At 47.8% G+C, this 24698-nt stretch carries 22 protein-coding genes and 4 tRNA genes; 16 read left to right on the top strand and 10 right to left on the bottom strand.

All coding sequences use genetic code 11. The features are described from left to right. The first annotated feature begins 91 nt into the window (after positions 1-91). The 8 genes from LMJ53_RS07255 to LMJ53_RS07220 all read left to right on the top strand — a co-directional run bounded on the left by LMJ53_RS07255 (position 92) and on the right by LMJ53_RS07220 (position 4258). A complete protein-coding gene (locus LMJ53_RS07255) occupies positions 92-1027 on the top strand; it encodes a ribose-phosphate pyrophosphokinase (RefSeq protein WP_236128664.1) in 936 nt (311 codons plus the stop codon). 272 nt (positions 1028-1299) lie between these two features. After that, positions 1300-1905: a 50S ribosomal protein L25/general stress protein Ctc gene (locus LMJ53_RS07250; protein WP_226749688.1), complete on the top strand. Its 606-nt coding sequence runs from the start codon at positions 1300-1302 to the stop codon at positions 1903-1905. Further along, positions 1905-2507 (top strand): aminoacyl-tRNA hydrolase, encoded by a 603-nt coding sequence (gene pth, locus LMJ53_RS07245; protein ID WP_229585453.1) that lies wholly within the window; start codon positions 1905-1907, stop codon positions 2505-2507. Before LMJ53_RS07250 ends, pth begins: the two co-directional genes overlap by 1 nt. Positions 2508-2554: 47 nt before the next feature. Further along, positions 2555-3646 (top strand): redox-regulated ATPase YchF, encoded by a 1092-nt coding sequence (gene ychF / locus LMJ53_RS07240; protein ID WP_229585452.1) that lies wholly within the window; start codon positions 2555-2557, stop codon positions 3644-3646. Positions 3647-3872: 226 nt separating this feature from the next. Beyond that, positions 3873-3949: transfer RNA gene (locus LMJ53_RS07235), tRNA-Met, on the top strand. Positions 3950-3970: 21 nt separating this feature from the next. Next, positions 3971-4055 (top strand) — tRNA-Leu (locus LMJ53_RS07230). Positions 4056-4087: 32 nt separating this feature from the next. After that, positions 4088-4162, top strand: a tRNA-Gln gene (locus LMJ53_RS07225). 21 nt (positions 4163-4183) lie between these two features. Then, positions 4184-4258, top strand: a tRNA-Gln gene (locus tag LMJ53_RS07220). Positions 4259-4796: 538 nt separating this feature from the next. Here LMJ53_RS07220 and LMJ53_RS07215 read toward each other — a convergent pair. Beyond that, complete coding sequence (locus LMJ53_RS07215) at positions 4797-5966, bottom strand: FAD-dependent monooxygenase (RefSeq protein WP_229585451.1); 1170 nt, start codon at positions 5964-5966, stop codon at positions 4797-4799. Positions 5967-6180: 214 nt separating this feature from the next. On the opposite strand from LMJ53_RS07215, the gene aguB reads away from it, so the two are divergent. The 4 genes from aguB to LMJ53_RS07195 all read left to right on the top strand — a co-directional run bounded on the left by aguB (position 6181) and on the right by LMJ53_RS07195 (position 9093). Continuing rightward, on the top strand, positions 6181-7068 hold the full coding sequence (aguB, locus tag LMJ53_RS07210; protein WP_226749684.1) for an N-carbamoylputrescine amidase: 888 nt from the start codon (positions 6181-6183) through the stop codon (positions 7066-7068). Next, positions 7065-8177 (top strand): agmatine deiminase, encoded by a 1113-nt coding sequence (aguA, locus tag LMJ53_RS07205; RefSeq protein WP_229585450.1) that lies wholly within the window; start codon positions 7065-7067, stop codon positions 8175-8177. Before aguB ends, aguA begins: the two co-directional genes overlap by 4 nt. 127 nt (positions 8178-8304) lie before the next feature. Continuing rightward, positions 8305-8583, top strand: a complete 279-nt coding sequence (ppiC, locus tag LMJ53_RS07200) for a peptidylprolyl isomerase PpiC (protein ID WP_229585449.1) — start codon at positions 8305-8307, stop codon at positions 8581-8583. Between the two features lie 33 nt (positions 8584-8616). Beyond that, entirely contained in the window at positions 8617-9093 is a 477-nt protein-coding gene (locus tag LMJ53_RS07195) for a GNAT family N-acetyltransferase (protein WP_229585448.1), read from the top strand. Positions 9094-9113: 20 nt separating this feature from the next. Here LMJ53_RS07195 and LMJ53_RS07190 read toward each other — a convergent pair whose 3' ends face one another. Beyond that, positions 9114-10382, bottom strand: a complete 1269-nt coding sequence (locus LMJ53_RS07190) for a DEAD/DEAH box helicase (RefSeq protein ID WP_229585447.1) — start codon at positions 10380-10382, stop codon at positions 9114-9116. Between the two features lie 55 nt (positions 10383-10437). Here LMJ53_RS07190 and LMJ53_RS07185 point away from each other — a divergent pair, with 55 nt between their 5' ends. Genes LMJ53_RS07185 through LMJ53_RS07175 form a run of 3 tightly spaced genes read left to right on the top strand, consistent with a single transcriptional unit; the run spans position 10438 to position 12956 of the window. Next, the gene (locus LMJ53_RS07185) at positions 10438-10722 is read left to right on the top strand and encodes a GIY-YIG nuclease family protein (protein WP_229585446.1); all 285 of its coding nucleotides are present in this window, start codon (positions 10438-10440) and stop codon (positions 10720-10722) included. Further along, entirely contained in the window at positions 10722-11624 is a 903-nt protein-coding gene (locus LMJ53_RS07180) for an AEC family transporter (protein ID WP_229585445.1), read from the top strand. The genes LMJ53_RS07185 and LMJ53_RS07180 overlap by 1 nt, the downstream gene beginning before the upstream one ends. Positions 11625-11636: 12 nt before the next feature. Then, positions 11637-12956, top strand: coding sequence for a mechanosensitive ion channel family protein (locus LMJ53_RS07175; protein ID WP_229585444.1), 1320 nt, complete (start codon positions 11637-11639; stop codon positions 12954-12956). On the opposite strand, the gene pbp4b is transcribed toward LMJ53_RS07175, so the two are convergent. Further along, complete coding sequence (gene pbp4b, locus LMJ53_RS07170) at positions 12951-14585, bottom strand: penicillin binding protein PBP4B (RefSeq protein WP_229585443.1); 1635 nt, start codon at positions 14583-14585, stop codon at positions 12951-12953. The genes LMJ53_RS07175 and pbp4b overlap by 6 nt on opposite strands. A gap of 23 nt (positions 14586-14608) precedes the next feature. Continuing rightward, positions 14609-15811 carry a tyrosine--tRNA ligase gene (tyrS, locus tag LMJ53_RS07165; RefSeq protein ID WP_229585442.1) on the bottom strand — a complete coding sequence of 401 codons (1203 nt, stop codon included), beginning with the start codon at positions 15809-15811 and terminating at the stop codon, positions 14609-14611. A gap of 146 nt (positions 15812-15957) precedes the next feature. Here tyrS and LMJ53_RS07160 point away from each other — a divergent pair, with 146 nt between their 5' ends. Next, entirely contained in the window at positions 15958-17325 is a 1368-nt protein-coding gene (locus LMJ53_RS07160) for a peptidoglycan DD-metalloendopeptidase family protein (RefSeq protein WP_229585441.1), read from the top strand. Between the two features lie 337 nt (positions 17326-17662). Here LMJ53_RS07160 and LMJ53_RS07155 read toward each other — a convergent pair whose 3' ends face one another. The 6 genes from LMJ53_RS07155 to LMJ53_RS07130 form a co-directional block, all read right to left on the bottom strand. After that, complete coding sequence (locus tag LMJ53_RS07155) at positions 17663-18793, bottom strand: sodium ion-translocating decarboxylase subunit beta (RefSeq protein ID WP_229585440.1); 1131 nt, start codon at positions 18791-18793, stop codon at positions 17663-17665. 28 nt (positions 18794-18821) lie between these two features. Next, a complete protein-coding gene (gene oadA, locus LMJ53_RS07150; protein WP_229585439.1) occupies positions 18822-20606 on the bottom strand; it encodes a sodium-extruding oxaloacetate decarboxylase subunit alpha in 1785 nt (594 codons plus the stop codon). Positions 20607-20627: 21 nt separating this feature from the next. Then, positions 20628-20870, bottom strand: a complete 243-nt coding sequence (locus LMJ53_RS07145) for an oxaloacetate decarboxylase subunit gamma (protein ID WP_226749670.1) — start codon at positions 20868-20870, stop codon at positions 20628-20630. 219 nt (positions 20871-21089) lie between these two features. After that, the gene (locus tag LMJ53_RS07140; protein ID WP_229585438.1) at positions 21090-21647 is read right to left on the bottom strand and encodes a PqiC family protein; all 558 of its coding nucleotides are present in this window, start codon (positions 21645-21647) and stop codon (positions 21090-21092) included. After that, positions 21644-23317 (bottom strand): intermembrane transport protein PqiB, encoded by a 1674-nt coding sequence (gene pqiB, locus LMJ53_RS07135; RefSeq protein WP_229585437.1) that lies wholly within the window; start codon positions 23315-23317, stop codon positions 21644-21646. The genes LMJ53_RS07140 and pqiB overlap by 4 nt, the downstream gene beginning before the upstream one ends. Further along, entirely contained in the window at positions 23314-24603 is a 1290-nt protein-coding gene (locus LMJ53_RS07130) for a PqiA/YebS family transporter subunit (RefSeq protein ID WP_229585436.1), read from the bottom strand. Before LMJ53_RS07130 ends, pqiB begins: the two co-directional genes overlap by 4 nt. Between the last annotated feature and the right edge of the window lie 95 nt (positions 24604-24698).

Genomic DNA, 24698 nt, shown 5'->3' with positions numbered 1-24698 from the left:
TTTAACAACAATCTGGGTACGCTTAACCTTTGTGACGTTATAATGATTAAACCGGACTCACCACTGCCCTGAGGATCCTACCGTGCCCGACATGAAGGTTTTCGCTGGTAACGCCATACCAGATCTTGCCAACAAAATCGCCAGCCGTCTTTACATCAAACTGGGAGACGCCTCTGTTGGTCGCTTCAGTGATGGCGAAGTCAGTGTGCAAATCAACGAAAATGTACGCGGTTCAGACGTCTTTATTATCCAATCTACTTGTGCACCCACTAACGATAACTTGATGGAACTGATCGTGATGGTTGATGCATTACGTCGTGCCTCTGCCGGACGGATCACTGCCGTGATGCCTTACTTCGGTTATGCGCGTCAAGATCGCCGTGTACGTTCAGCTCGGGTTCCTATCACCGCTAAAGTGGTTGCTGATTTTCTGTCTAGCGTCGGTGTTGACCGTGTGCTGACGGTTGACTTACACGCTGAGCAAATTCAAGGTTTCTTTGATGTGCCGGTGGATAACGTTTTTGCTAGTCCGGTTTTACTGGATGACATGCGCAAGAAAAATCTGCAATCACCCATCGTGGTATCACCAGATATCGGTGGTGTAGTCAGAGCGCGTGCCGTGGCTAAACTGTTGAATGACGCTGATTTAGCGATTATCGACAAGCGCCGTCCGCGCGCTAACGTGTCGCAAGTGATGCATATTATTGGTGATGTACGTGATCGTGACTGTATTATCGTTGACGATATGATTGATACGGGCGGTACACTGTGTAAAGCAGCCGAAGCCTTAAAAGAGCAAGGTGCGAAACGTGTCTTTGCCTACGCTACGCATGCTGTCTTCTCGGGTAATGCGCCAGAAATCATCAGTAATTCCGTTATTGATGAACTCATTATTACCGATACCGTGCCATTATCCGCTGCGATGAAAGCCATTCCAAAAGTACGTCAGCTAACCTTAAGTGATTTATTGGCCGAATGTATTCGTCGTATTAGCAACGAAGAGTCGATTTCTTCGATGTTCGATTAAGCAGACAATGTCGATCACGAAGGCGCCTAAGGGCGCCTTTTGGTTTTTTTAAGCCTAATACGCCATGCTAAAAAGCCACTGAGCGTTTTATCCTTAGACGCTGAAAAATCATAAACAGCATATCAGATAGCGACACAGCCACAATGCTGCCAATTTGCATTTGCAGCTAACGGGGGCTGGTGGTAATATGTCGCGCCTTTTGTCACGCTACAAAAGGCAACAGGTTTCGGCTGGTCGCAAGCCGGGACAAATACTAATTATTGGAGTACATCATGTCTGATGCAATTTTTACATTAACCGCAGAAGTCCGTTCTGACCTGGGGAAAGGTGCGAGCCGCCGCCTACGTCACGAAGACAAAGTTCCAGCTATCATTTACGGTGGCAGCGTAGCCGCTCAATCAATCACTTTAGAGCACTCTAAACTGCTGAAAGCGCAAAGCGTTGAAGCCTTCTACTCTCACATCCTGACTATCAACGTCGCGGGTGAAGAAGTAAAAGCCATCGTTAAAGCCATGCAACGTCACCCGTTCAAGCCAAAAATCTTACACGTTGACTTCCAACGCGTAGAAGCTGGCCACGAGTTACACACTATTGTTCCTATCCACTTCATCAATGAAGAAGCCGGTGCGAAGAAAGGTGGTGTAGTTGTTCATGGTATGAACGAAGTTGAAATTGCCTGTTTACCACAGGATCTGCCAGAGTTCATCGAAGTAGATTTAAGCGATGTTGCAGTAGGCGTAACCTTACACTTAACTGACATCAAAGCACCTAAAGGTGTTACTTTTGTTCAGTTAACTAAAGGCGAAGGTCATGACCTGCCTGTAGTATCTGTAAACAAACCAGCTGGTAAAGCTGAAGAAGAAACACCTGCTGAGTAATGTCTGACGCTGTTCAGCCAAAGCTTCAGCTAATCGTGGGCCTGGGTAATCCAGGCCCCGAATATCAATATACCCGTCATAATGCGGGCGTGTGGTTTGTTGAGCAACTGGCTCGGACCTATCATGCGACCTTAAAACCCGAAGCTAAATTTTTCGGGCACACTGGCAAATTCATGCTTGCCGGCCAAGAATTCAAATTACTTATTCCATCGACCTATATGAACTTAAGCGGCAAAGCCGTTTTGGCCATGGCACAGTTTTATAAGCTGTCACCAGAGCACATTCTGGTAGTACATGATGAGCTGGCGTTACCGCCCGGCACAGCCAAATTTAAGTTTGCCGGTGGACATGCGGGCCATAACGGTCTGCGCGATATCACAAGTAAGTTGGGTAATAACCCCAATTTTTATCGCTTGCGGCTTGGCATCGGCCATCCGGGGCACAAAGATCAGGTAACTGGTTTTGTTCTGGGTAAAGCGCCAAGCAGTGAACAATCACTGATTAATAGCTGCATCGATGAATCGGTTGCCTGTTTCGACCTGTTAGCTCGCGATGGCTTGGTAAAAGCTCAGCACCGATTACACAGCTTTCAGGCTAGCTAAAATTTCGGAACACTCCCGTCGCTAATAGCACATTAAAGGATACACTCATGGGTTTCAAATGTGGCATCGTCGGTTTACCTAATGTTGGTAAATCCACCTTATTTAATGCTTTAACCAAAGCAGGCATCGAAGCCGCCAACTTTCCGTTCTGTACTATCGAACCGAATACCGGCGTGGTGCCAGTACCCGATTTACGCTTAGATAAACTGGCTGAAATCGTTAAACCGCAACGCGTATTACCCACGACCATGGAGTTTGTGGATATCGCAGGTTTAGTCAAGGGCGCTTCCCGTGGTGAAGGTTTAGGTAATAAATTTTTAGCAAACATCCGCGAAACTGACGCTATTGGTCATGTTGTACGGTGTTTCGACGATGAAAACATTATTCACGTTGCCGGTAAAATTGATCCGGCCGATGACATTGAAACCATTAATATGGAATTAGTGCTATCTGATATGGACAGCGCCGATCGCGCCATTTTCCGTGTTCAAAAGAAAGCAAAAGGCGGCGATAAAGACGCTAAAGCAGAAATCCAGGTTTTAGAAAAAGTGAAGGCGCATTTAGAACAGGGCCATACCCTGCGCCAGCTTGAGTTAGAAAAAGAAGAAAAGGCGCTGATTGCCTACATGAACTTTTTAACGATCAAGCCCACCATGTATATTGCTAACGTGATGGAAGATGGTTTCGAGAATAACCCTTACTTAGATATCGTTACTGCGATCGCTGAGAAAGAAGGTGCCATCGTGGTACCGGTATGCGCCGCTATCGAATCGGAAATTGCGGAGTTAGACGAAGAAGAACGCAATGAGTTTATGGCCGACATGGGCTTAGAAGAGCCAGGCTTAAACCGGGTGATCCGTGGTGGTTACTCTTTGCTAAGCTTACATACTTATTTTACTGCCGGTGTTAAAGAAGTACGGGCTTGGACTGTCGCAATTGGTGCCACTGCGCCACAAGCTGCTGGCGTGATCCACACTGACTTTGAAAAAGGCTTTATCCGCGCTGAAGTGGTCGCTTATGACGACTTCGTACAATACAACGGTGAAGCGGGCGCGAAAGAAGCCGGTAAATGGCGTCTTGAAGGTAAAGACTACATTGTAAAAGATGGCGATGTTATGCATTTCCGTTTTAACGTTTAAGCCTCGCGGTTAAACGCTCGATACCAAGCCGGACCTCGTGTCCGGCTTTTTGTTGTTGATAATTCTCGGGGACTATCCCATACTTAAATTTACTGTTTAGTTTTTACTCGCTCTGAACATAAATTCGGCAAATACACTGCAACTGGTATAATATCGAAAAAAAACGGTTGACGCTCATAAGTGAGATCAGCATAATACGCGCCACTTGCTTAGGACAAGTTATAGTGGCTACATAGCTCAGCTGGTTAGAGCACAGCACTCATAATGCTGGGGTCGCAGGTTCGATTCCCGCTGTAGCCACCACTTCCTACTCTACTGTTGTATGCGGGAATGGCGGAATTGGTAGACGCACTGGATTTAGGTTCCAGCGCCGCGAGGCGTGAGAGTTCGAGTCTCTCTTTCCGCACCATAATAGGGTGCAAGTAAGTAAAAAGTTGTTGTAGGGGCGTAGCCAAGCGGTAAGGCAGTGGGTTTTGATCCCGCCATGCGTTGGTTCGAATCCAGCCGCCCCTGCCATTAACTCTTTACCATCCCAGTAGGGGCGTAGCCAAGCGGTAAGGCAGCGGGTTTTGATCCCGCCATGCGTTGGTTCGAATCCAGCCGCCCCTGCCATCATTCAGAAAACCCGACCTCGTGTCGGGTTTTCGCTTTTCTAATCATTAATCAAATACAACGCATTGGCTAGAAATCGTTGCAGCCAGCGGCTTACGCTGCGTCTTATATCCTTTTAACTTCAAGCAAACTTGATCGCCAAGCGATACGACTTAACCCCTAAGATGCGGTAGCATTTTCGAAACAGCAGCACGGATGCTGCTTGCTACCTGACTACATAGATTTACTAAAAATGCTTACTAATAAGCAGATGTAGTACGAAGTGGTGAACGCACAGTACACTTTGAACGAGGGCGTGTTTTTCATGGATGAAAAACAGGAGCCCCCATGGATGGGTTTACGGCGTCCCTCGTTAAAGTTGTACGACGCGTTTAACCACTGGATGCATGAATATCGAACCTGCTCACACTCAATTCTAAAAACAGTTTAAAAATAAGCAACATGCCATAAATTGGTCGGCATATTAAGCCGCAGAATGTACCAATCTAAAACCTACAGAAAATAGTCATAGCAGAAGCAGATAAGACTTAAGGATTACTCAAAACACACCATTACCCACAGCGTACTTTGTTAGCAAGCGTTTAGCGGGCCCAGCGTTAGCGGCCAGCCGAAGCCCCTGCTGGCGAATAAAGCTCAGCGAATCCGAATCACGGCTGAAGGTTTGATAAATCGCATCCATCGCGCTCATCATCAAGGTATTTTGCAGCTTACGCTGCCGCTGATACTGCCTTAAACTGGCATTATCGGCCAGATCGCGACCGGCTTGTTGATTAGCGATTAACGTATCAGCCAACAACATCGCATCGGCAAAACCGAGGTTTACCCCCTGCCCCGCCAACGGATTAATAGTATGGGCCGCATCACCGGCTAACACACAGCGCCCCTTAACGTAATGCTGCGCATGCATTCGTGCCAACGGAAACCACGCGGAAGCTTTCAGCTTTACCGCGCCCAACTCTGCCGGAAAGGCGGTTATAAACGCGTGCTCTAGCGCTGCAGGCGTAAGCTGTGCTAGCTGTTTTACCTTGGCCGCTTCGTCATACCAAACCAAAGACGCGCGTGCACCGAGTAAAGGTAAAAATGCCCGTGGGCCACTGGGGTAAAACTGCTGCCACGTTATATCCTGTTGCGGATAAGGCGTATCAACATAGGCCACTAAACACGCTTGTTGATATTGCCAACCCTGAGTACCAATGCCGGCAAATTGCCGCACCACAGAATTTGCGCCGTCGGCGCCAATGAGTAATGCGCCCGATAGCTGCTGCCCATCTGCCAATGTGACCTGCACCGCTGTATCGTTTTCTTGTACCGCGCTGATTTGCGTATCGGTGATCACCTTCACGTGGCGGTTAAATTGTTGCCATAACGCCAGCTGTACCAGGTTATTCTCAACAATATGCCCTAAATGGTCCTCAGCAATGTCTTCAGCAGCAAAACGCACCGAGGCTTTCGCTTCGCCTGCTTGTAAATACTGATAAGGACACAGCCGCATAGCGGCTAACGCTTGCCAAGCACCTAATTGCTGCAACCAACGTTCTGAGCGTAAATTTAATGACGACACGCGTAAATCGATCTCGCTTTGTGCGTCGAATGGCGCTGGGGCATGCTTTTCAATTAAACTGACCGTCAGCCCGGCCTGACTTAAAGCCAACGCTAGCGCGGCACCGACCATGCCACCACCACTGATAATGATATCTGTATTCTGCATCTGTGTTGCCTTGTACCGCTGCCTAAAAACGACAGGTAATTTAGTGCGAATTTTGCTAAGGTTAACAACAAATTTCCGGTAGGTAACCTGCGCTTAGAAAATAACCGGAAAAAACATTGACGAGTGCCGAAAAATGCGGCATTTTGCGCGCCCCTTTGTACGGTGGCTCGAACTTGTTGGCTTAGTTTGGTAACGATTGAATTGGAGATGGCCCATGCGAAATGTAACTGTTGCTGCAACCCAAATGCAGGGTGGCTGGAATGTGGAAGAAAATATTGCTAGAGCAGATAAGTTGGTGCGTGAAGCGGCCGCCCAAGGCGCGCAAATAATCCTGATCCAAGAGCTGTTTGAACGTAACTACTTTTGCCAGAAGCAAAAGCCTGACTACTTAGCATTTGCAGTCCCCGTTGCTGAAAATGCCGCGGTAAAACACTTTGCCAAGGTGGCTAAAGAGCTGGCAGTCGTGTTACCGATCAGCATTTATGAACGTGCCGGTAACTGCTTATACAACACCGTGGTGATGTTAGACGCGGATGGCAGCAATATGGGCATTTATCGTAAAAGTCATATTCCTGATGGTCCAGGCTACAGCGAAAAGTACTATTTCACGCCAGGCGATACCGGTTTTAAAGTGTGGGATACCCAATATGCTAAAGTTGGCGTCGGTATTTGTTGGGATCAATGGTTCCCAGAATGCGCGCGTAGCATGGCATTAATGGGCGCAGAACTGATTTTCTACCCCACCGCTATCGGTAGCGAACCGCATGATGCCACTATCAGCTCACGTGATCACTGGCAGCGTACGCAACAAGGCCATGCCGCTGCTAACTTAACACCGGTTATCGTATCTAACCGTATCGGTACTGAAACCGAAGGCGATTTCTCTATTACGTTCTATGGCAGCTCCTTTATTGCTGACCATACCGGTGCCAAGGTGAAAGAGGCTAATGAAACCGAAGAAACGGTACTAGTACATACCTTTGATTTAGACGAAGTGGCGGCAACGCGTCGCGCTTGGGGTGTATTCCGTGATCGCCGCATTGATATCTACGATGCGTTACTGACCAAAGATGGCAAAATCAATCCGGAGAACAGCAAGTGAGCCGGACCTTAACCAGCACACCACAGCAAGATGGCTTTAGTATGCCGCCTGAATGGGCACCGCATAAACAAACCTGGATGGTCTGGCCAGAGCGTACCGACAGCTGGCGTTTAGGCGCTAAACCGGCGCAGGCTGCTTTTGTTACTGTAATCAAAGCCATTGCCGGGTTTGAACCGGTCAGCGTTGGCGTGTCTGCTGCCCAGTATGCCAATGCCTATGCGCAATTAAGCCAAGCAGAAACTAAATACCCGATCCGTGTGTTGGAAATTTCTAATAATGACGCTTGGTGTCGTGATACCGGCCCCACCTTTGTCACCAATGGCCAAGGTGAAGTACGTGGCGTCGATTGGACCTTCAACGCTTGGGGTGGCTTAAATGGCGGTTTGTACTTCCCTTGGGATCGCGATGATCAAGTCGCCAGTAAGATCTTAGGTATCGAGCAACTGCCCCGCTATCGCACCGAAGGCTTTGTGTTAGAAGGCGGTGCAATTCATGTTGATGGTGAAGGCACGCTGCTGACTACCGCAGAGTGCTTACTGAATGCTAACCGTAACGCACATTTAAGCCGTGAGCAGATTGAACAGCAATTAGCAGAACATCTGAATATTAGTAAGGTGTTATGGCTTGAAGACGGCATATTTAATGATGAAACCGATGGCCATGTTGATAATATGGCCTGTTTTGTTAAGCCAGGTGAAGTGCTGTTAGCTTGGACAGATGATCAGTCTGATCCACAGTATGCTCGTAGCAAAGCCGCACTAGACTATCTAGAAGCCAGTACCGATGCCAAAGGCCGCAAAATCAAGGTGCATAAACTGCCCGTGCCAGCGCCTATCATGGCCAAAGCCGAGGAATATGCGTCAGTCGATCAGTCGATGGCCGCCATTCCACGTGAAGCCAACGCCCGTTTAGCCGGCTCTTACATCAATTTTTATTTATGTAATGGCGGTTTGATCCTGCCAACCTTTGATGATCCCAATGATCAGGTTGCCGCAGCAATATTGCAGACACTTTTCCCTCTGCACAAAGTGGTGACGGTACCCGGCAGAGAAATTCTGCTCGGTGGCGGTAATATCCACTGTATTACTCAGCAGCAACCGGCCGGTTAATGTTCGCGTTGGCGAAAAGGTGTTGCCGTTGAGCCAAGCAAAGGGGTGCTAATCACCCCTTCGTTTTTACAGCAAACGTCAACAAGCCCTAGACGCTTTTTAGCTTATTTTGCAAGGAACCTCAGCCATGGCCAAAGCCTGTGCCTTACATATTTTAGTGAAAACCCGCGAACAAGCCGAGAAGTTAAAAAGACAGCTGGATAAAGGTGCTGACTTTAGCAAACTGGCCAAGCAACATTCGTTATGCCCATCTGGTAAAAAAGGCGGCGACTTGGGTGAGTTTCGTAAAGGGCAAATGGTCAAACCCTTTGACGATGCGGTATTTAAAGGGCCGGTACTCGCCGTGTTAGGGCCGGTAAAAACCCAATTTGGTTTTCATTTAATTAAAACCCTGTATCGCGATTAAACGCAAAGGCTCAGGCTTTGCCAAGGAGTAACCATGCAATTAATACCGGCCACTAGCACACATCTGCCAGAGTTAATGAGCTGGTTTAATAGCGAAGCCGAATTAATCAGCTGGGCGGGCCCGGGTTTTCGTTTTCCTTTTAATGCTGAGAGCTTTGCGCAAGATCTTAAGTTACAAAGCCTGGCGTCTTGCCTGTTACAAGCTGACGATGGCCAAATATTGGGGTTCGGCCAATATTCCTTGCAACACGGTCATGCGCATCTGAGCCGGTTGGTGATTCACCCACGGTTTCGTGGCTATGGTTTTATTCAGATTTTACTTGGGAAATTACAACGGCAAGCCGGCTTAACACTCAACACCGCGAGCGCGTCGCTGTTTGTATTTCGCAGCAACGCTGCTGCGATCCGAGCTTACCAACAGGCCGGTTTTGTAGAGCAATTACATCCGCAAGGCGAGTTACATCAGCTTTGCAGCTATATGGTTCGCCCTGCTAACGCCGTAGCGTCTTAAACCCAGTTTAGTGGCTCAGTTTAAGCTTTACCCAACGCTTTGGCTCTTAATTTCGCTTTAACCTTACCCGCCGATGGCCGTTTAGCGCCATCTTGACGCCCTTGGCGCTGACCAGGCTTACCCGGTAAATGATCAGCCGGTGGCACAAAACTGGGGTCGTGTTCATAACCTGGCAACACTTTCGCTGGAAGCACTTGTTGTGTTAGTTTTTCAATTTCTTGCAAAGCCCCACGCTCTTCTGGGCCAATCAAGGTAATGGCTTCGCCACTTAAACCGGCGCGGCCAGTACGACCAATGCGATGCACATAATCTTCCGCAATTTGTGGTAAATCGTAATTCACCACATAAGGTAGCTCGTTAATATCTAAACCGCGCGCAGCAATATCGGTCGCTACCAAAACACGTACCTTACCTTGCTTAAAATCCTCTAAGGCTCGCTGTCTGGCACCTTGCGCTTTGTCACCGTGGATAGCCGCAGTGTTTAAACCGTCTTTTTGTAACTGCTTTGCCAGTCGGTCTGCACCATGTTTCGTGCGCACAAAAATCAAAACTTGCTGCCAATTACGCGCACCAATCAGGTGTGAAATCATTTCGCGCTTGCGATGCCGATCAACTAAATACACTTGTTGCGCCACCCGATCCGCGGTGGCATTGGCCGTAGCTACTTCAATTTGGATGGGATTGTTTAACAGCTCATCTGCCAGCTGTTTAATGTCTTTAGAATAGGTTGCCGAAAATAGCAGGGTTTGTCGTTTAGCCGGTAGCTTGGCCATAATGCGTTTGATGTCGACCACAAAGCCCATATCCAACATGCGATCAGCTTCGTCTAATACCAGCACTTCTAGCTCGCTCAGATCAACTGTTTCTTGATGTAAATGATCAATCAAACGCCCCGGCGTTGCGACCAGAATATCCAGGCCACGTTCAGCTTCATCATATTGCGGCCGAATCGACACCCCGCCATAGAACACGGCACTGCGACAGCTTAAATACCGGCTGTAGGTTTGCACACTTTCGAACACTTGCTGCGCCAATTCACGGGTGGGTGTTAATACCAGCACGCGCACTTGCGCGGGGCGTAAGACCTTAGGTGCATTGAGTAGCTGTTGCAGCAGTGGTAAGGTAAATGCAGCTGTTTTACCGGTGCCGGTTTGGGCGCCCGCAAGCACATCTTTACCTTGTAAAATCGGTGGAATACTTTCTTGCTGTACCGGTGTTGGGCTAGCATAGCCCTGTTCAGCTAAAGCGCGTAAAATAGGCTCAGCCAGAGCCAGAGATTGAAACACCATGTGTAATTCCAGAAATCAAAACAGCTAACATCTAAATGATTTGTGAGTATAGCAGATGAGCGCTTTACAAGATATTGCCACACCCAGCCCAGCTTGGGTGTTGTATATGGTACGCACTGCGGCTGGACAGCTGTATACGGGTATCACCGTTGATCCGAAGCGACGCCTGCGCCAACACGCCGGTGAAATTAAAGGGGGCGCCAAAGCGCTGCGCGGTAAAGGCCCCTTAACACTGGTTTATCAACGTTGCTATCCGGATCGCGCCAGTGCCAGTCAGGCAGAATACCAGTTAAAACAGCTGAGCAAAGCTGAAAAAGAGCAGTTAATTAGCGAGCAATAATGGATAATTTTTATTTAGTTTTAGCCTATCTGGTCATCGGCTTTTTATTACGGCGCCAGCCCGCCATGCCGCAAAATAGCGGTATCGTACTGAATATTTACGTGCTGTACGTGGCGTTGCCGGCGTTGATCCTGAAAAATATTAAGTTATTAGAATTCTCGTTTTCACTGCTCATCCCAGCCATCACCCCCTGGTTGCTTTTACTTGTTGTGGTGGCTCTGGTGCTACTGCTCAGTAAATTCTTTAACTGGTCGCGTGAAGTGACAGGCGCGTTGTTAATCATTCTGCCGCTGGGTAATACTTCGTTCTTAGGCTTTCCGATGACCGAAGCCTTATTCGGCAGCGTCGCCATGCCCTATGCGGTGGTCTATGATCAAATTGGCTCTTTTATTGCGCTAGCAACCTATGTCACCATCGTAGCGGCCATCTACAGCCCAACGATGAACAAGCCTAACGCGAAAGCCATCATCTGGAAAATCATTAGTTTTCCCTCGTTTATAGCTCTGATGGTAGGGCTACTGATCCGTGATATGACGCTGCCACCACTGGCCATTACTTTAGTTGATAATTTGGCCGCGACGCTGGTGCCGGTAGTGATGATAGCGGTAGGTTTTCAGTTGAGTTTTCGTTTCAACAAAGATGAAATCGTGCCGTTACTCAGTGCCTTAATGATTAAGTTAGCCGTGATGCCACTAAGCGCATGGTTAATTTGGCGGGCGCTGGGGCAAGAGGGGTTGGCGGTGACCATCAGTATTTTTCAAGCGGCAATGCCGCCGATGATCTCGGCCGGTGCTATTGCCATTATGGCCGGTTTAGCGCCTAGGTTGGTAAGTGGCGTTATCGGTTTTGGTATTCTCTTTGGTCTGGTAAGCTTACCTATAGTCTTTTGGCTATTACAATAATTCGAGGAAGACATGGACTGGGAAACGTTATACACACAGGTGCTGACCATCATTCAGCAAAAAGAAAATTGGTATCAGATCGTTGCACTGACCGTAGCGTTACTCATTGCCTCTTTCAGTAATCAACGCCTACAACGGGCGTTAGAAAAACATCAATTACAAGGTGCTACGTTTCGGCATCTGGCCATTCGCAGTTTACAGCGTTTACTGTGGCCGTTAATCGCCTTACTGGTGTTAATCCCCATTAAAGCCGCCTTTGTGCAACAAGAACTGCCGATGGAATTGTTAGGGTTCGCTACGCCTATCTTGTTGGCCTTAGCCATGATCCGCTTTTGTATTTATCTGCTACGTAAAGCGTTTTCGGTAAGCCCTTTACTTAAGTCATCCGAAAGCGTGTTATCGGTGCTGATCTGGTTAGCCGTTGTATTACATTTAGTCGGTTGGTTACCTGCTGTCATTGCGATGCTGGATAGTTTTGCAATCACTGTCGGTGAAAGCCGTATCTCTGTGCTATCGGTAATGAAACTGCTGTTTATGATTGCCTTAGCCTTTACCTTAGCGCTTTGGCTCTCCACACTAATTACCAATAAACTGGAACGTACACATTCTATTAGCCCGAGTATGCGGGTTGGATTTGCTAAGTTCACCAAGTTTTTCTTAATTACGGTGGCGTTTTTAGTCGCGTTAAATGCCGTAGGCATTAACCTTAGCTCACTAGCGGTGTTTGGTGGTGCTCTGGGTGTTGGTTTAGGTTTTGGTTTACAGCGGATCGCCTCTAACTTTATTAGCGGCTTTATTCTGGTACTCGACCGTTCTATTAAACCCGGCGACATTATCTCGGTGGGCGATAAATTTGGTTGGGTTGAACAACTGAATGCACGCTACTTAGTGGTACGTAACCGTGAAGGGGTAGATACCCTAATCCCGAACGAAAATATGATCACGAACGAGGTGATTAACTGGAGTTACGCCGATCCGTTCGTGCGCGTAGTGATTAAAGTGCAAATTAGCTACGACGACGACCCAGAGCAAGCAATGGCTCTTATGCTCGAATGCGCCCAAGCCTCCGCTCGGGTATTAACGGAGCCCGCCCCTACTGTCCGTTTAATGGAGTTTGCCGACAGCGGCATTGAACTGCAATTACGCGTGTGGATTGGTGATATGGAAAACGGCACCGCTGCGGTGAAATCGGATATTAACGTGGCCATTTGGCGCATCTTTAAAGCCAATAATATTACTATTCCGTATCCACAGCGTGATTTGCACATTAAAAGCTGGCCGAGTAAACCGCGCTCAGACCATTTGCCCAGTGATATTAGCGATGAGCTATAACTGCAAGGCCTGATAAATCATCGTCATAATACTGCCGTAGCGGCCGGTTTCAAACCGGTCGCCACTAAAGTAATAACCCTCACCGTCAGCCACTATCGGGCTGTGTTTTTTATTGGTCAGTAGCACCACCAGCAGATTATGCGCTGGATCGATCACCGTTGCGGTTCCGGTCCAGCCGGTATGGCCGTAGGCATATTGACTGGCATAAGCGCCAAAATGCCATGCTAAATCGCCCTGAACTGCAGTACGCCAACCCAGCGCATATTGATGATCATAAGGAGAGGCTGCCACAAACTGCTGTATCGTCGCTTGATCAAAGAAGCGTTGCCAACCATAGCCACCACCTTGTAATGCCACTGACATCAACACCGATAAATCAGCCGCGGTGCTAAACAAACCGGCATGCCCAGCGACACCTTGAAAAGAATAAAAAGCTTTTTCGTCATGCACTTCGCCCCGCAGCACCCCTTGGCGATTAGCAGGAAAACTGACACGGCCACCTCGGCTATTGCCTTGTAATTCGGTGGCGGCAATCCGTGTTACTGCCACACCGTGCTGCAACGGATTAAACAAGGTATCCGCCAAACCTAACGGCTGATAAAATTGCTGCCGAACAAACACATCTAAAGGCTGTGCGCTTATTTTCTCAATCAGCATACCAAGCAACATATAATCGACATCGCTGTACACCGACTGCGCGCCGCGCTCAGTCGCAAAGGGAACTTGCGTTAAAATTAAGTGCTCGGTGTGCGCTTTGTTTAGCGAATAAAACGCAGCGCCGTGTCGGTTGTCGGGCCGAAAAAAATGCACCTCAGGCGGATAACCGGCAATATGATACAGCAAATCGCTGACCAAACGCTGCTCACGCCCTTCGCCCTGATAATCCGGTAAATAATGCTGGATGGGTTTAGTCACATCTAACTTGCCTTGGCTAACCAGCTGCATCAAGGCATAGTTAGTGGCATACATTTTAGTATTCGAGGCGATATCAAACAGCGTGAAGCGCTGCATGGGCTCGGGCTTTGAGGCACCACGGCCATCATCGGTATAACGCTGGCTATAACCATAGGCACTGTGTTTAATCACCACGCCATCTTTAACCACCAACAAGACGGCTCCCGGAAACCCCTCGTCAATCTCCGTCTCGATTAACTGATCTATCGGCTGAAACGCCAAGGCATATTGCTGTAAATCGGTGCGTAACGTAGGAAATGGCAGGCTCAGTTTGACTTCAGCTGAAGCAGGAACGCTGCTGAGATAACGCAGACGGTTTTCACCATTGCGGGTATAACGTGATACATCAATCTTTACCGGTCGACCATCAGCCGGGCGTTGCACCCGAATAAGTTGTTGATTAACTTGCAACAGCAACTCAGTGGCTTGCTGCAAATCAATCAGTATTTCACCCTGCCCAGCATAAGCTAAAAAACTGCGGGTGTTATTAAGCTTACTGCGCTCACTGCGCTGCTCTGGCCAGGTAAGTTGTAACTGGCCATGCCCTTCGGCTAAGGCCAGTTGCTCCGCCGGGGTTAACGGCAAAGGTGCGGCAAAACGTGACCAACCAAACAGACTGCATCCTGCCAGCAGGCACAAACTTAAACTTAACAGCAAGGTGCGCAGTGACAGCATAGGTTCAGCCCTTTTCGTTTTACTTACGCTAAGGTGACCTTAGCAAATTTACGTTTACCTACCTGATAAATTTGGCAAGTGCCTTTGGCAATATCTAACTTAGCATCAGTAACCTTGGTTTCACCGTCTAACTTTACCGCGCCTTGTTTGATCATACGTAGCGCTTCAGAGGTACTCTCCACCAAGCCAGCCGCCTTTAACAGGTTAGCAATGGGCATGCTGGGCTCATCACAGCTTAAGGTGATTTCGGCAATGTCATCTGGCAAGGCATTTTTACTAAAACGCTGAATAAAGTCTTGATGGGCCGCTTCAGCCGCCGCATCGTCGTGAAAACGACTGATTAATTCTTTCGCTAAAGCAATTTTCACATCGCGCGGATTCAGCCCTGCTGCCACATCGTGTTTCAACTGTGCAATCTCAGTTAGCGGGCGGAAACTCAATAAGTCGTAGTAACGCCACATTAACACGTCAGAGATAGACATGACTTTACCAAACATCTCGTTCGGTGCATCGGTAATACCAATGTAATTACCTAAAGATTTAGACATTTTCTGCACACCGTCTAAACCTTCCAGTAAGGGCACCATCATGACCGTTTGTGGCCGCATGCCTTCATCTTTTTGCAGCTCACGCCCCATCAACAAGTTAAAGCGTTGATCGGTGCCCCCCATTTCAACATCGGCTTCTAAGGCAACAGAGTCCCAACCCTGTACTAACGGATACAGAAATTCGTGAATAGCGATGGACTGATTGTTAGCAAAACGCTTTTTAAAATCATCACGCTCTAGCATACGCGCGACGGTTTGGCGTGATCCTAGTTTGATCATGCCGGCAGCGCCTAATTTCTCCATCCACTCAGAATTAAAGGCGACCCGCGTTTTGGCCGGATCCAGAATTTTAAATACTTGTTCTTTATAGGTTTCAGCGTTAGCCAACACCTCTTCGCGGCTTAAAGGCTTACGCGTGACGTTTTTACCACTCGGATCGCCAATCATGCCGGTAAAGTCACCAATTAAGAAGATGACTTCATGGCCTAACTGTTGAAAAGTACGTAATTTATTAATCAGTACCGTATGGCCTAAATGTAAATCAGGCGCCGTCGGATCGAAGCCCGCCTTGATCTTAAGAGGTTTGCCTTCCTTTAATTTGGCAATTAGCTCTTCTTCAAGCAGAATTTCCTCGCAACCGCGTTTTAGCTCTGCTAATGCCTGTGCCCAATCGGCCATTTTTAACTCCTAAGAATAAATATTTTTGCTCAGATAACGGCCATTCTATCGCATGTGCCGCCGAGGTGAAACGCACAAAAGTCTGGTATCTTCGAAAAAAAACAGATATGCTCGCTTTTTGTGCATTCTGAGATATTGTGGTTATTATGCAGCAATTAGTCGCTCAAATTCCTTCTCGTCATCGCCTGCTAATTCTGCTGGTTTCTGTTTTTATTGCTATTTTGCTACTTTTACCGTCCGAGCAAGCCTCTGCCTCTCGCGGTTCCGAACACAGCAGCTTAGCCATCAGCAACACCTACAGTGTTGAACTGAACCTCCCCGCTGAAACCCCCTTAGCGGCTTTACCTGAAGTGAGTGATGAGGTGCCGGAATTACCCGAACTAGTTATCGAACAACGGGGTTTACAGTGGACCACGCTCGAAGTGCAAAGTGGCGATATCTTATCTAGCCTGTTTCGCAAAGCCAATGTTAGCCAGCAAACTATGCTGAGCATTTTAGATTTAGGCAAAACAACACGCACGTTAACTCGGCTTTATCCCGGTGAAAAACTGGAATTTGGTTTGGATGAGCAAGGCGAATTACAACAATTGCGTTATGCCATTGATCGCCTGACTACCTTACAAATCAACCGCGGCCTTGAGGGCAACTTCACGGTAGAAGAATTACGTAAGCCAGTAGAACAACGCCAACAATTCACCAGTGCCGAAATTCGCAGTAATTTTTGGAGTGCCGGTTTAGCCGCAGGCTTAACCGATGCGCAGATTATGCAACTTGCCGGCATTTTTGGCTGGGATATCGATTTTGCGTTAGACATTCGCGCGGGCGATTATTTCTCTGTGCTCTATAATGCCGACTACGTTGAAGGTGAATTTCTGGGTAATGGCACCATTTTAGCGGCGCAATTCAGCAATCAGGGCCAGGTGTATCAGGCTATTCGCCATAGCGATGGTAACTACTACAAACCCGATGGCATGAGTATGCGCCAGGCTTTTTTGCGCGCGCCGGTTAGCTTTCAATACGTTAGCTCTAACTTTAATCCACGCCGCTTACATCCGGTGTTAGGCACTGTCCGGGCACATAATGGTACTGATTATGTGGCGCCAGTCGGCACCCCCATTATGGCGGCAGGTGATGGCAAGGTCACAAAATCAGCCTACAACAGCTTAAATGGCCACTATGTGTTTATTCAACACGCCAATAACATCGTTACCAAATATCTGCATTTATCGAAACGCTTAGTGAAAACCGGTGAACGTGTGCGCCAAGGTCAAAGCATTGGTAAATTAGGGGCAACTGGCCGTGTAACTGGCGCGCATTTACATTATGAATTTATGCTCGATGGCGTGCACCGTAATCCGCGTACTGTGAAATTACCAGAAGCACTGCCACTACAAGGTAAAGACAAGCAACAGTTTATGCTAACCGCCAGTACCGTATTGGCCGAGCTGCAACAACAACATCAGCAATACCTAGCGAGCCAAGAGCAACCTGCAGCACCACTGGTCGCTAACTAAGCGCATTTAAGGTCTCGCTATGTCAAAGCGAGACCGCTTTACTTCTGCACCTGCTGTTTTTCTGCCTCAACACCTATGCGCATTTTAAACAACGTTATGCTGCCATAAACCTTGACGCAGGAAGTTGTAAATCAAGGCGGTGACACACAAGCAGACCAAGCCAGTAATCCAACGTCTATCCGCCTTGAGGCTGCTATCCACTGCGTACTGTGCATAAGGCAGATTTAACAACACCTCTAGCACTTTTAGCGAACTTCAGCGTTATCGTCGCCCATAAAAAAGCCCTGCAGCTGCAGGGCTTTTGGTTATAACCACAAAAATCTTAACGGCGTAATCATTAGCCGACTAAGGCTAGCAAGATACCGGCAGCCACAGCTGAGCCGATAACACCCGCCACGTTCGGTCCCATCGCATGCATTAACAAGAAGTTATGCGGATCAGCTTCCAAACCCACTTTGTTCGATACCCGTGCGGCCATCGGTACCGCGGATACCCCAGCAGAGCCAATCAACGGGTTGATACTTTGCTTTGATACCTTATTCATTAACTTCGCCATCAACACACCCGCCGCGGTACCGATAGCAAACGCCACCATACCCAGCATCAGGATGCCCAAGGTTTGGGTCGTTAAGAATTTATCGGCACTTAAGCGTGAACCGACCGCGAGGCCTAAAAAGATGGTAACGATATTAATTAACTCGTTTTGAGCGGTTTTGCTTAAACGATCAACTACACCACACTCTTTCATTAGGTTACCTAAACAGAACATACCAATTAACGGCGTGGCGGTAGGTAATAACAAAATAGTGAGCACTAACAACAGTAAAGGAAAGACGATCTTTTCGCGCTTAGACACCACACGCAGTTGTGTCATTTGGATCTTCCGCTCTGCTGGTGTGGTTAATGCTCGCATAATCGGAGGCTGGATCAGCGGCACCAGCGCCATATAAGAGTATGCGGCTACCGCAATAGCGCCAAGCAAATCAGGCGCTAAGCGCGATGCTAAAAAGATCGCCGTTGGACCATCAGCGCCACCAATAATGGCAATCGCTGAAGCCTCTTTCATGGTAAAACTTAAACCGGGTACCCAGTTCAGTGCGATAGCCCCAAGTAGCGTAGCAAAAATACCAAACTGCGCGGCGGCCCCTAAAAACAACATCCGCGGATTAGCAATTAAAGCGCTAAAGTCGGTTAAAGCACCCACCCCAAGGAAAATGAGCAACGGGAATAAACCCGAGGTAATACCCATATCATAAAACAGATAGAGTACCCCGCCAGGCTCACCCATACCGGCTAAGGGTACGTTAGTTAAGATTGCGCCAAAGCCAATCGGAACTAACAACAAGGGCTCAAAACCTTTGGCGATAGCCAAAAACAGCAGCAACACCCCAACCAACATCATAATGATTTGGCCAAGGCTAAAGTGCACTAACCCCGTTGAGTCAATCAGTGTTTGAATAGCTTCCATCAGAAATCCTTGTTATCTAAACACTGCATTAATCAAAACTGATTAGCACATCACCGGTCGTGACAGAGTCACCGGCCGCAACATGAATTTTCGAGACAGTACCATTGGCCACCGCCCGCACTTCAGTTTCCATCTTCATCGCTTCCATAATGATCACCACATCACCCCGTTGCACGCTGGCACCCGGCTTGGTCACGATTTTCCAGATATTACCGGCTAAGGGGGCATTTAACGTTGCACTACCGGTAACCGAGGCGCTACCAGGGATATTTTCAGATACCACCGGTTTAACGCTGCTTAATTCACCTGTTGGCGCAACATCAACCTCATACACTTTCCCGTCTACCCGCACGCTATAGCTCGCTGGGCCATTGTTAGTCTGTGGTTGACGCTCTGCCACGGCTGGCTTTGCAGAAGAAGAAGGCATAACCGGTGCAGGCTCAAACGCCGCCGGATTGTTACGATTTTTTAGGAACTTCAAGCCCACTTGTGGGAATAAGGCGTAAGTTAATACGTCATCAACAGTATCAGTGGCTAAATCGATGTTTTCGGTTTTCGCGAGTTCGGTGAGTTCTGCGGTGAGTTTCTCTAACTCTGGCGTTAATACATCCGCAGGGCGGCAAGTAATGGCTTTGCCACCGGCCAAGACCTTTTCTTGTAATTCCGCATTAACCGGCGCCGGTGTGGCACCGTATTCGCCTTTTAACACACCCGCCGTTTCTTTGGTGATGGTTTTATAGCGCTCGCCCGTTAAGACGTTTAATACCGCCTGGGTACCCACAATTTGCGATGTTGGTGTGACTAACGGTAAGAAACCCAGATCTTCGCGCACGCGAGGGATTTCTTTCAGTACGTCATCCAATTTCTCGATGGCGCCTTGTTCTTTTAACTGACTTTCCATATTGGTGAGCATGCCACCGGGCACTTGCGCTAACAAAATACGGGCGTCAACGCCTTTTAATGAGCCTTCAAACTGGGCATATTTCGCTCGAACATCACGGAAGTAAGCCGCAATTTCTGCCATCAGCTCCATATTCAAGCCGGTATCACGTTCTGTGCCTTCTGTGATCGCAACCATTGTTTCCGTTGCAGTGTGACCATAGGTCATACTCATAGAAGAAATGGCGGTATCAAGCATATCAATACCCGCATCAATGGCTTTTTGATACGTAGCGGTGCTTAAACCGGTGGTGGCATGACATTGCATGGCAATGGGTATTTTTACTTCTTCTTTTAAACGGGTAATTAACTCTTCACAGGTATAAGGTTTAAGTAAACCAGCCATGTCTTTAATACAAATGGAGTCACAACCCATATCTTCTAACTGCCGCGCCATATTCAACCACATATCAATGGTATGCACTGGGCTGACAGTATAAGAAATGGTGCCTTGGGCATGCGCGCCCACCTTAATGGCCGCTTGTACTGCGGTTTGCAAATTACGAATATCGTTCATGGCATCAAAGATGCGGAATACATCTACACCGTTGTCGTGAGCGCGTTCAACAAAGCGCGTAACAACATCATCGGCATAATGGCGATAGCCCAGTAAATTTTGACCGCGTAACAACATTTGCTGCTTGGTGTTTGGCATAGCTTTTTTTAATTCGCGAATGCGATGCCAAGGATCTTCACCTAAATAACGTATACAAGAATCGAAGGTGGCCCCACCCCAAGACTCCATTGACCAGTAACCGACTTTATCTAACTTGCTGGCGATTGGCAGCATATCTTCTAAACGTAAGCGGGTAGCCAACAACGATTGGTGTGCATCGCGCAACACCAGCTCGGTTAATAACAAAGGCTTCGTCATGCCAGTATCCTCTTGGTCTGTTTATTGTTTTTGACGGTACTGATGCACTGCAGCACTGATAGCAGCAATGATAGTAGGGGAAACACCGCCGGCAGCCGTTGTGCTGACGTGAGATGATTTTTCGGTTTGTTTAACAGGGAAATAACGCTGGATCGTTTTGCTCATGAGTTGCAGTAACACCACCAGCAAAAAGAGAAAAGTAAACACCGAGACCATGCCTATCAGCATCAATCCCGCTGCTTCAAACAGTAAATCAGCAACCATCGTTAAATTCCTCAACGTGTTTACACAGTGGCGCTTGCTTAAAAACCTTAGCAAGCGTTAGACAATAGTTAACAGAGTATGGTCTAAACTGTTGTGATAATAAAATAAATTAGCGTGATACTTACTATAGGTCTTTTTAGCCGATTGCCAGCTTAGCGTCAAGAGTTAGGCCGTTTAAATTTCTAGACATCCAAATAGCTAAATATAATCCCACTCACGTTAATACTGCTGCACGGCTAAGGTGATGTCCTGTAATAACTGCTGCCAGCCTATACTCAAGGCGTTTACCATGGCAGGATAACCGGCATCGGCCAACGGTACCTGATACAAAAAGGCTTGTGTTTGCACCCGTTGTTCGTCACTAATGCTGTAACGGCCACTGACCACAGCCTGACCAGCTGCATCGGCATAAAAACGGTCAATATCTAAGCGTAATAGCGCAACTTTTGCCGTCGGCTGTGGCAATAACGCCAGCTTTGGCACACTGGTTAATAAATATTCGGTAAGCTGACGTTGCAGTTGCTGCTCTAAGGAGTCTGTCCACAGATGCTGTCGCGCGATACTAAACTCGACCGTTGATTGTTGCACCACTAAACCACTGCCATTTAAATAACTCGCCACTCTCACTGGCGCAATGGCTAATGCGGCTATCGCTGCTGGCTCGACTGGCTTGGCACTTGGTGCTGCAACCTGATAATAACGTGTACCATTAACAGTGTTGCTGCAGGCACTTAAGGTGATCAGCAAGGCCAATATGACAAGTAAATGTAGTTTCATTGTTGAGCTTTCCTTGGCTGCGGATCGGCATTATCACTGGCATTGATCAGTAAGGCATTGCTTTGCTGATTCAGCATTTTCAACACCGGTTGTAACTCTCTTAGTACCTGATCCATCATTTGCAAATTCATTCCCGCTCGTTCATAAGCGGTTGACCCCGGGCTTACTCCGGCTAACGCTTGGCGTAAGTCGGTTAAGCTTTGCTGCAATTCACTCGGTAACTGTTGTAACTCAGGTTGGCTAACAAACTGCTGTAAGGTCGCTAATAACTGCTCACTGCTGGCTAGCATTTGCTCTGTTGCTGCCAAGGTTTGTTGGCCCTGCGTTAAGAATTCTTCTAATTGCAGATTATTGATTTTATCCAGTGCCATCAGCACTTTTTGCTCAATGTTACTAAAACCGCTGCGCGCTGAGGGTAAGCTGGGATAGCCCGCCTGGCGACTTAACAACAATTGCTCGTTATATAACGCTTGTTGCCGACTATCGGCTAAAAGCTCGCTGTTGATATCCAAATCGACATAGAGTGCTCCCGTTAATAAATTACCGGTTTTTAATACGGCATGTAGGCCACGACTTACCGCCTGGCTAAGTTCATTGCCCAATTGCGCTAAGGTGAGGTTTTCATAAAGCCGGCCGGCTTCAATTCTTAACAGAACGGGCACCCCTTGATTCAACGAGACTTCAAACGGTTTTTTCATCGCGAAAAAGAACGGTACACTGGTAACGGTACCTACTCGCACCCCTCGAAACTCAACCGGCGCACCGGCCTTTAAGCCGCGTACCGATTCATCAAAAAAGACCAGATACTCTACAAACTGATAATACATACCATCTTGGATGCTTTGCTTATCCGGAAACAACTGAAACTCGGTACCATTTTCGGCCGCGGCACCAACAGGCCAACCATCTAGCACATCAAAACTGACACCACCGCTTAGTAAGGTCGCGGCAGAGCCCACATCCACTGACAAACCTTCTGCCGATAAGTCGATAGACAAGCCACTGCTTAGCCAAAACCGCACATTTTCAGTGACCAACACGTCAAAAGGTTGTTTGATATATAACTGATAATGCGTGCTGCGCGTGCTTAGTTCAAATTCGCTGCTTTCCACGGTGCCCACTTCATAGCCTCGGTATAACACCGGATCACCAATGGTTAAGCCGCCCGCATCAGAGGTTTGTAATTTTACTCGCACGCCAGGTGCATCAGCTGAAGCAACGGGTGGGGTATTTAATAACGGATGGGTGAGCACCACCCGAGTCGCATCACCGGGTTGTAATTCAATATAAGAGCCCGACATCAGGGTATTTAAGCCGGTTACACCACCTCGACCAATTTGGGGTTTCACCACCCAAAACTGTGACGCTTCGTTTAACAATGGCGTCACATTCGGCTTCATACGCGCTTTGATCATCACTTGACTAAGATCTTCACTCAATTCAACCGAGACCACCTGCCCAACATCGACATTACGATTCTTAATTTGGGTTTTACCGGCAACAATACCTTCCGCGTTTTCTGCCACGAGCAACAACATGGCGCCTTGTTGCTGAAAATGGTTATATAACATCCACAAACCAATGAGGATAGCGACGATAGGCACTACCCAAATCGGCGACCACTGCTTAATCGGACTTACCTCGGCCTGCACTAACTCTTCCTCTGTCACTCATCTCTCCTTGTCTCAGCTTGCTGATCCCACAGCAAACGCGGATCAAAACTTATTGCCGCCAACATGGTAATCACCACCACTGCAGCAAATACTAACGCCCCCACTCCGGGATAGACGCTCATCAGCAAACCGAACCGCACCAAAGCTGCCAAAATGGCCACCACTAACACATCGACCATGGACCAGCGTCCTACCCAATCCACCAATAAATAAATTTGCGTGCTCATCTTACCTTGTCTGGCTGTGGGGTACTTTGTCAAATAGCATAACCAGAACATCACAATGATTTTCACTATGGGCACCACCACACTGGCTAACAATATCACAATCGCCACCGGATATTCGCCGTCTTGCCACATTAACAATAAACCACTAATGATGGTTGAGTCGGTAATACTGCCAAAAGAGACCGTACGCATTATGGGTAACAAATTTGCCGGTATATACAAAATACAAGCCGCCAGCAAAAGTGCGAGTGTACGCTGCAAGCTCGCAGGATTGCGGGCATGCACCCGGCTATGGCAGCGCGGACAATGCGTGCGCTGCTCGCGCATAATCGCCGTGCAACACTGGCATAATTTTAGCTGTTGGCTTAAACCACTTTGCCCGACTTTCGCCGCTACCGCCGGTTGCGGGCTCGGCGCAATCTTCGACCAGAGTTGATGGCGGTCGATCACCTGAAAAGTACGTAAATGAAATAAACAAAATAAACAAAAAGCCCAAAAGCTTGGACCCAGTGAAATATCGGCATCGGCAACCAACTTAACAAAGCTGATTAACAACCCCATCAAAAAGATGTCCACCATACTCCACGGCTTCAACATAAACAGCACGCGGGCCACCCAAATACGCGCTGGCAAACGGTAAACCATACCCAACTTTAAATAAATCACTGCCACCATGCAAAATGCCGGAACCGCTTGAATAAATAACCAAACTAAGATTGCTAAGCTTTGGTGGTACTCATTAAACAATACCGAGGACGCATCAAAAAAATGCATTTCGCTATGGTTACCGGCTAAGCCCATACTAACGAAAGGAAATAAATTCGCCATTAACAACATAAACAGCGCCGAAGCCGCATAAGAGACTGGGCGTAAGATGGGCTGTGGCTGTCGTGCATCCAGCCGAGAATGACAACGGCGACAGTGCGCTTCTTGTCCGGCTTGCAAACTGGGTAATTGTTGTAATAAATCACAATGCCGGCACAGCACCAATTCGTCGTTTGGCGCTGAAGCAGCAGAAAAAGATGGTGGAAGCGTTTGACCGTTAGCGATGGACACGAATGAATTTGCCCTCGAGGAACTATGTTGTTGTTATAGCATATTTTCGAAAATCAAACGACTAAATATCTTGGCTACGAGCAGCGGCGTTATTG

The organism is Rheinheimera sp. UJ51, from assembly GCF_020819615.1.
Lineage (GTDB): Bacteria > Pseudomonadota > Gammaproteobacteria > Enterobacterales > Alteromonadaceae > Alishewanella > Alishewanella maricola.
This window is presented reverse-complemented; position numbering and strand designations above follow the sequence as displayed.

Bases quoted from the DNA above. Each gene is read 5' to 3' on its own strand.
- LMJ53_RS07160 (WP_229585441.1), top strand. From the start codon at position 15,958: ATGCAGCAATTAGTCGCTCAAATTCCTTCTCGTCATCGCCTGCTAATT.
- LMJ53_RS07215 (WP_229585451.1), bottom strand. From the start codon at position 5,966: ATGCAGAATACAGATATCATTATCAGTGGTGGTGGCATGGTCGGTGCC.
- pth (WP_229585453.1), top strand. From the start codon at position 1,905: ATGTCTGACGCTGTTCAGCCAAAGCTTCAGCTAATCGTGGGCCTGGGT.
- aguB (WP_226749684.1), top strand. From the start codon at position 6,181: ATGCGAAATGTAACTGTTGCTGCAACCCAAATGCAGGGTGGCTGGAAT.
- LMJ53_RS07255 (WP_236128664.1), top strand. From the start codon at position 92: ATGAAGGTTTTCGCTGGTAACGCCATACCAGATCTTGCCAACAAAATC.
- tyrS (WP_229585442.1), bottom strand. From the start codon at position 15,811: ATGGCCGATTGGGCACAGGCATTAGCAGAGCTAAAACGCGGTTGCGAG.
- LMJ53_RS07190 (WP_229585447.1), bottom strand. From the start codon at position 10,382: ATGGTGTTTCAATCTCTGGCTCTGGCTGAGCCTATTTTACGCGCTTTA.
- LMJ53_RS07195 (WP_229585448.1), top strand. From the start codon at position 8,617: ATGCAATTAATACCGGCCACTAGCACACATCTGCCAGAGTTAATGAGC.
- oadA (WP_229585439.1), bottom strand. From the start codon at position 20,606: ATGACGAAGCCTTTGTTATTAACCGAGCTGGTGTTGCGCGATGCACAC.
- pbp4b (WP_229585443.1), bottom strand. From the start codon at position 14,585: ATGCTGTCACTGCGCACCTTGCTGTTAAGTTTAAGTTTGTGCCTGCTG.
- LMJ53_RS07145 (WP_226749670.1), bottom strand. From the start codon at position 20,870: ATGGTTGCTGATTTACTGTTTGAAGCAGCGGGATTGATGCTGATAGGC.
- LMJ53_RS07155 (WP_229585440.1), bottom strand. From the start codon at position 18,793: ATGGAAGCTATTCAAACACTGATTGACTCAACGGGGTTAGTGCACTTT.
- LMJ53_RS07140 (WP_229585438.1), bottom strand. From the start codon at position 21,647: ATGAAACTACATTTACTTGTCATATTGGCCTTGCTGATCACCTTAAGT.
- LMJ53_RS07175 (WP_229585444.1), top strand. From the start codon at position 11,637: ATGGACTGGGAAACGTTATACACACAGGTGCTGACCATCATTCAGCAA.
- LMJ53_RS07250 (WP_226749688.1), top strand. From the start codon at position 1,300: ATGTCTGATGCAATTTTTACATTAACCGCAGAAGTCCGTTCTGACCTG.
- LMJ53_RS07180 (WP_229585445.1), top strand. From the start codon at position 10,722: ATGGATAATTTTTATTTAGTTTTAGCCTATCTGGTCATCGGCTTTTTA.
- ppiC (WP_229585449.1), top strand. From the start codon at position 8,305: ATGGCCAAAGCCTGTGCCTTACATATTTTAGTGAAAACCCGCGAACAA.
- LMJ53_RS07185 (WP_229585446.1), top strand. From the start codon at position 10,438: ATGAGCGCTTTACAAGATATTGCCACACCCAGCCCAGCTTGGGTGTTG.
- ychF (WP_229585452.1), top strand. From the start codon at position 2,555: ATGGGTTTCAAATGTGGCATCGTCGGTTTACCTAATGTTGGTAAATCC.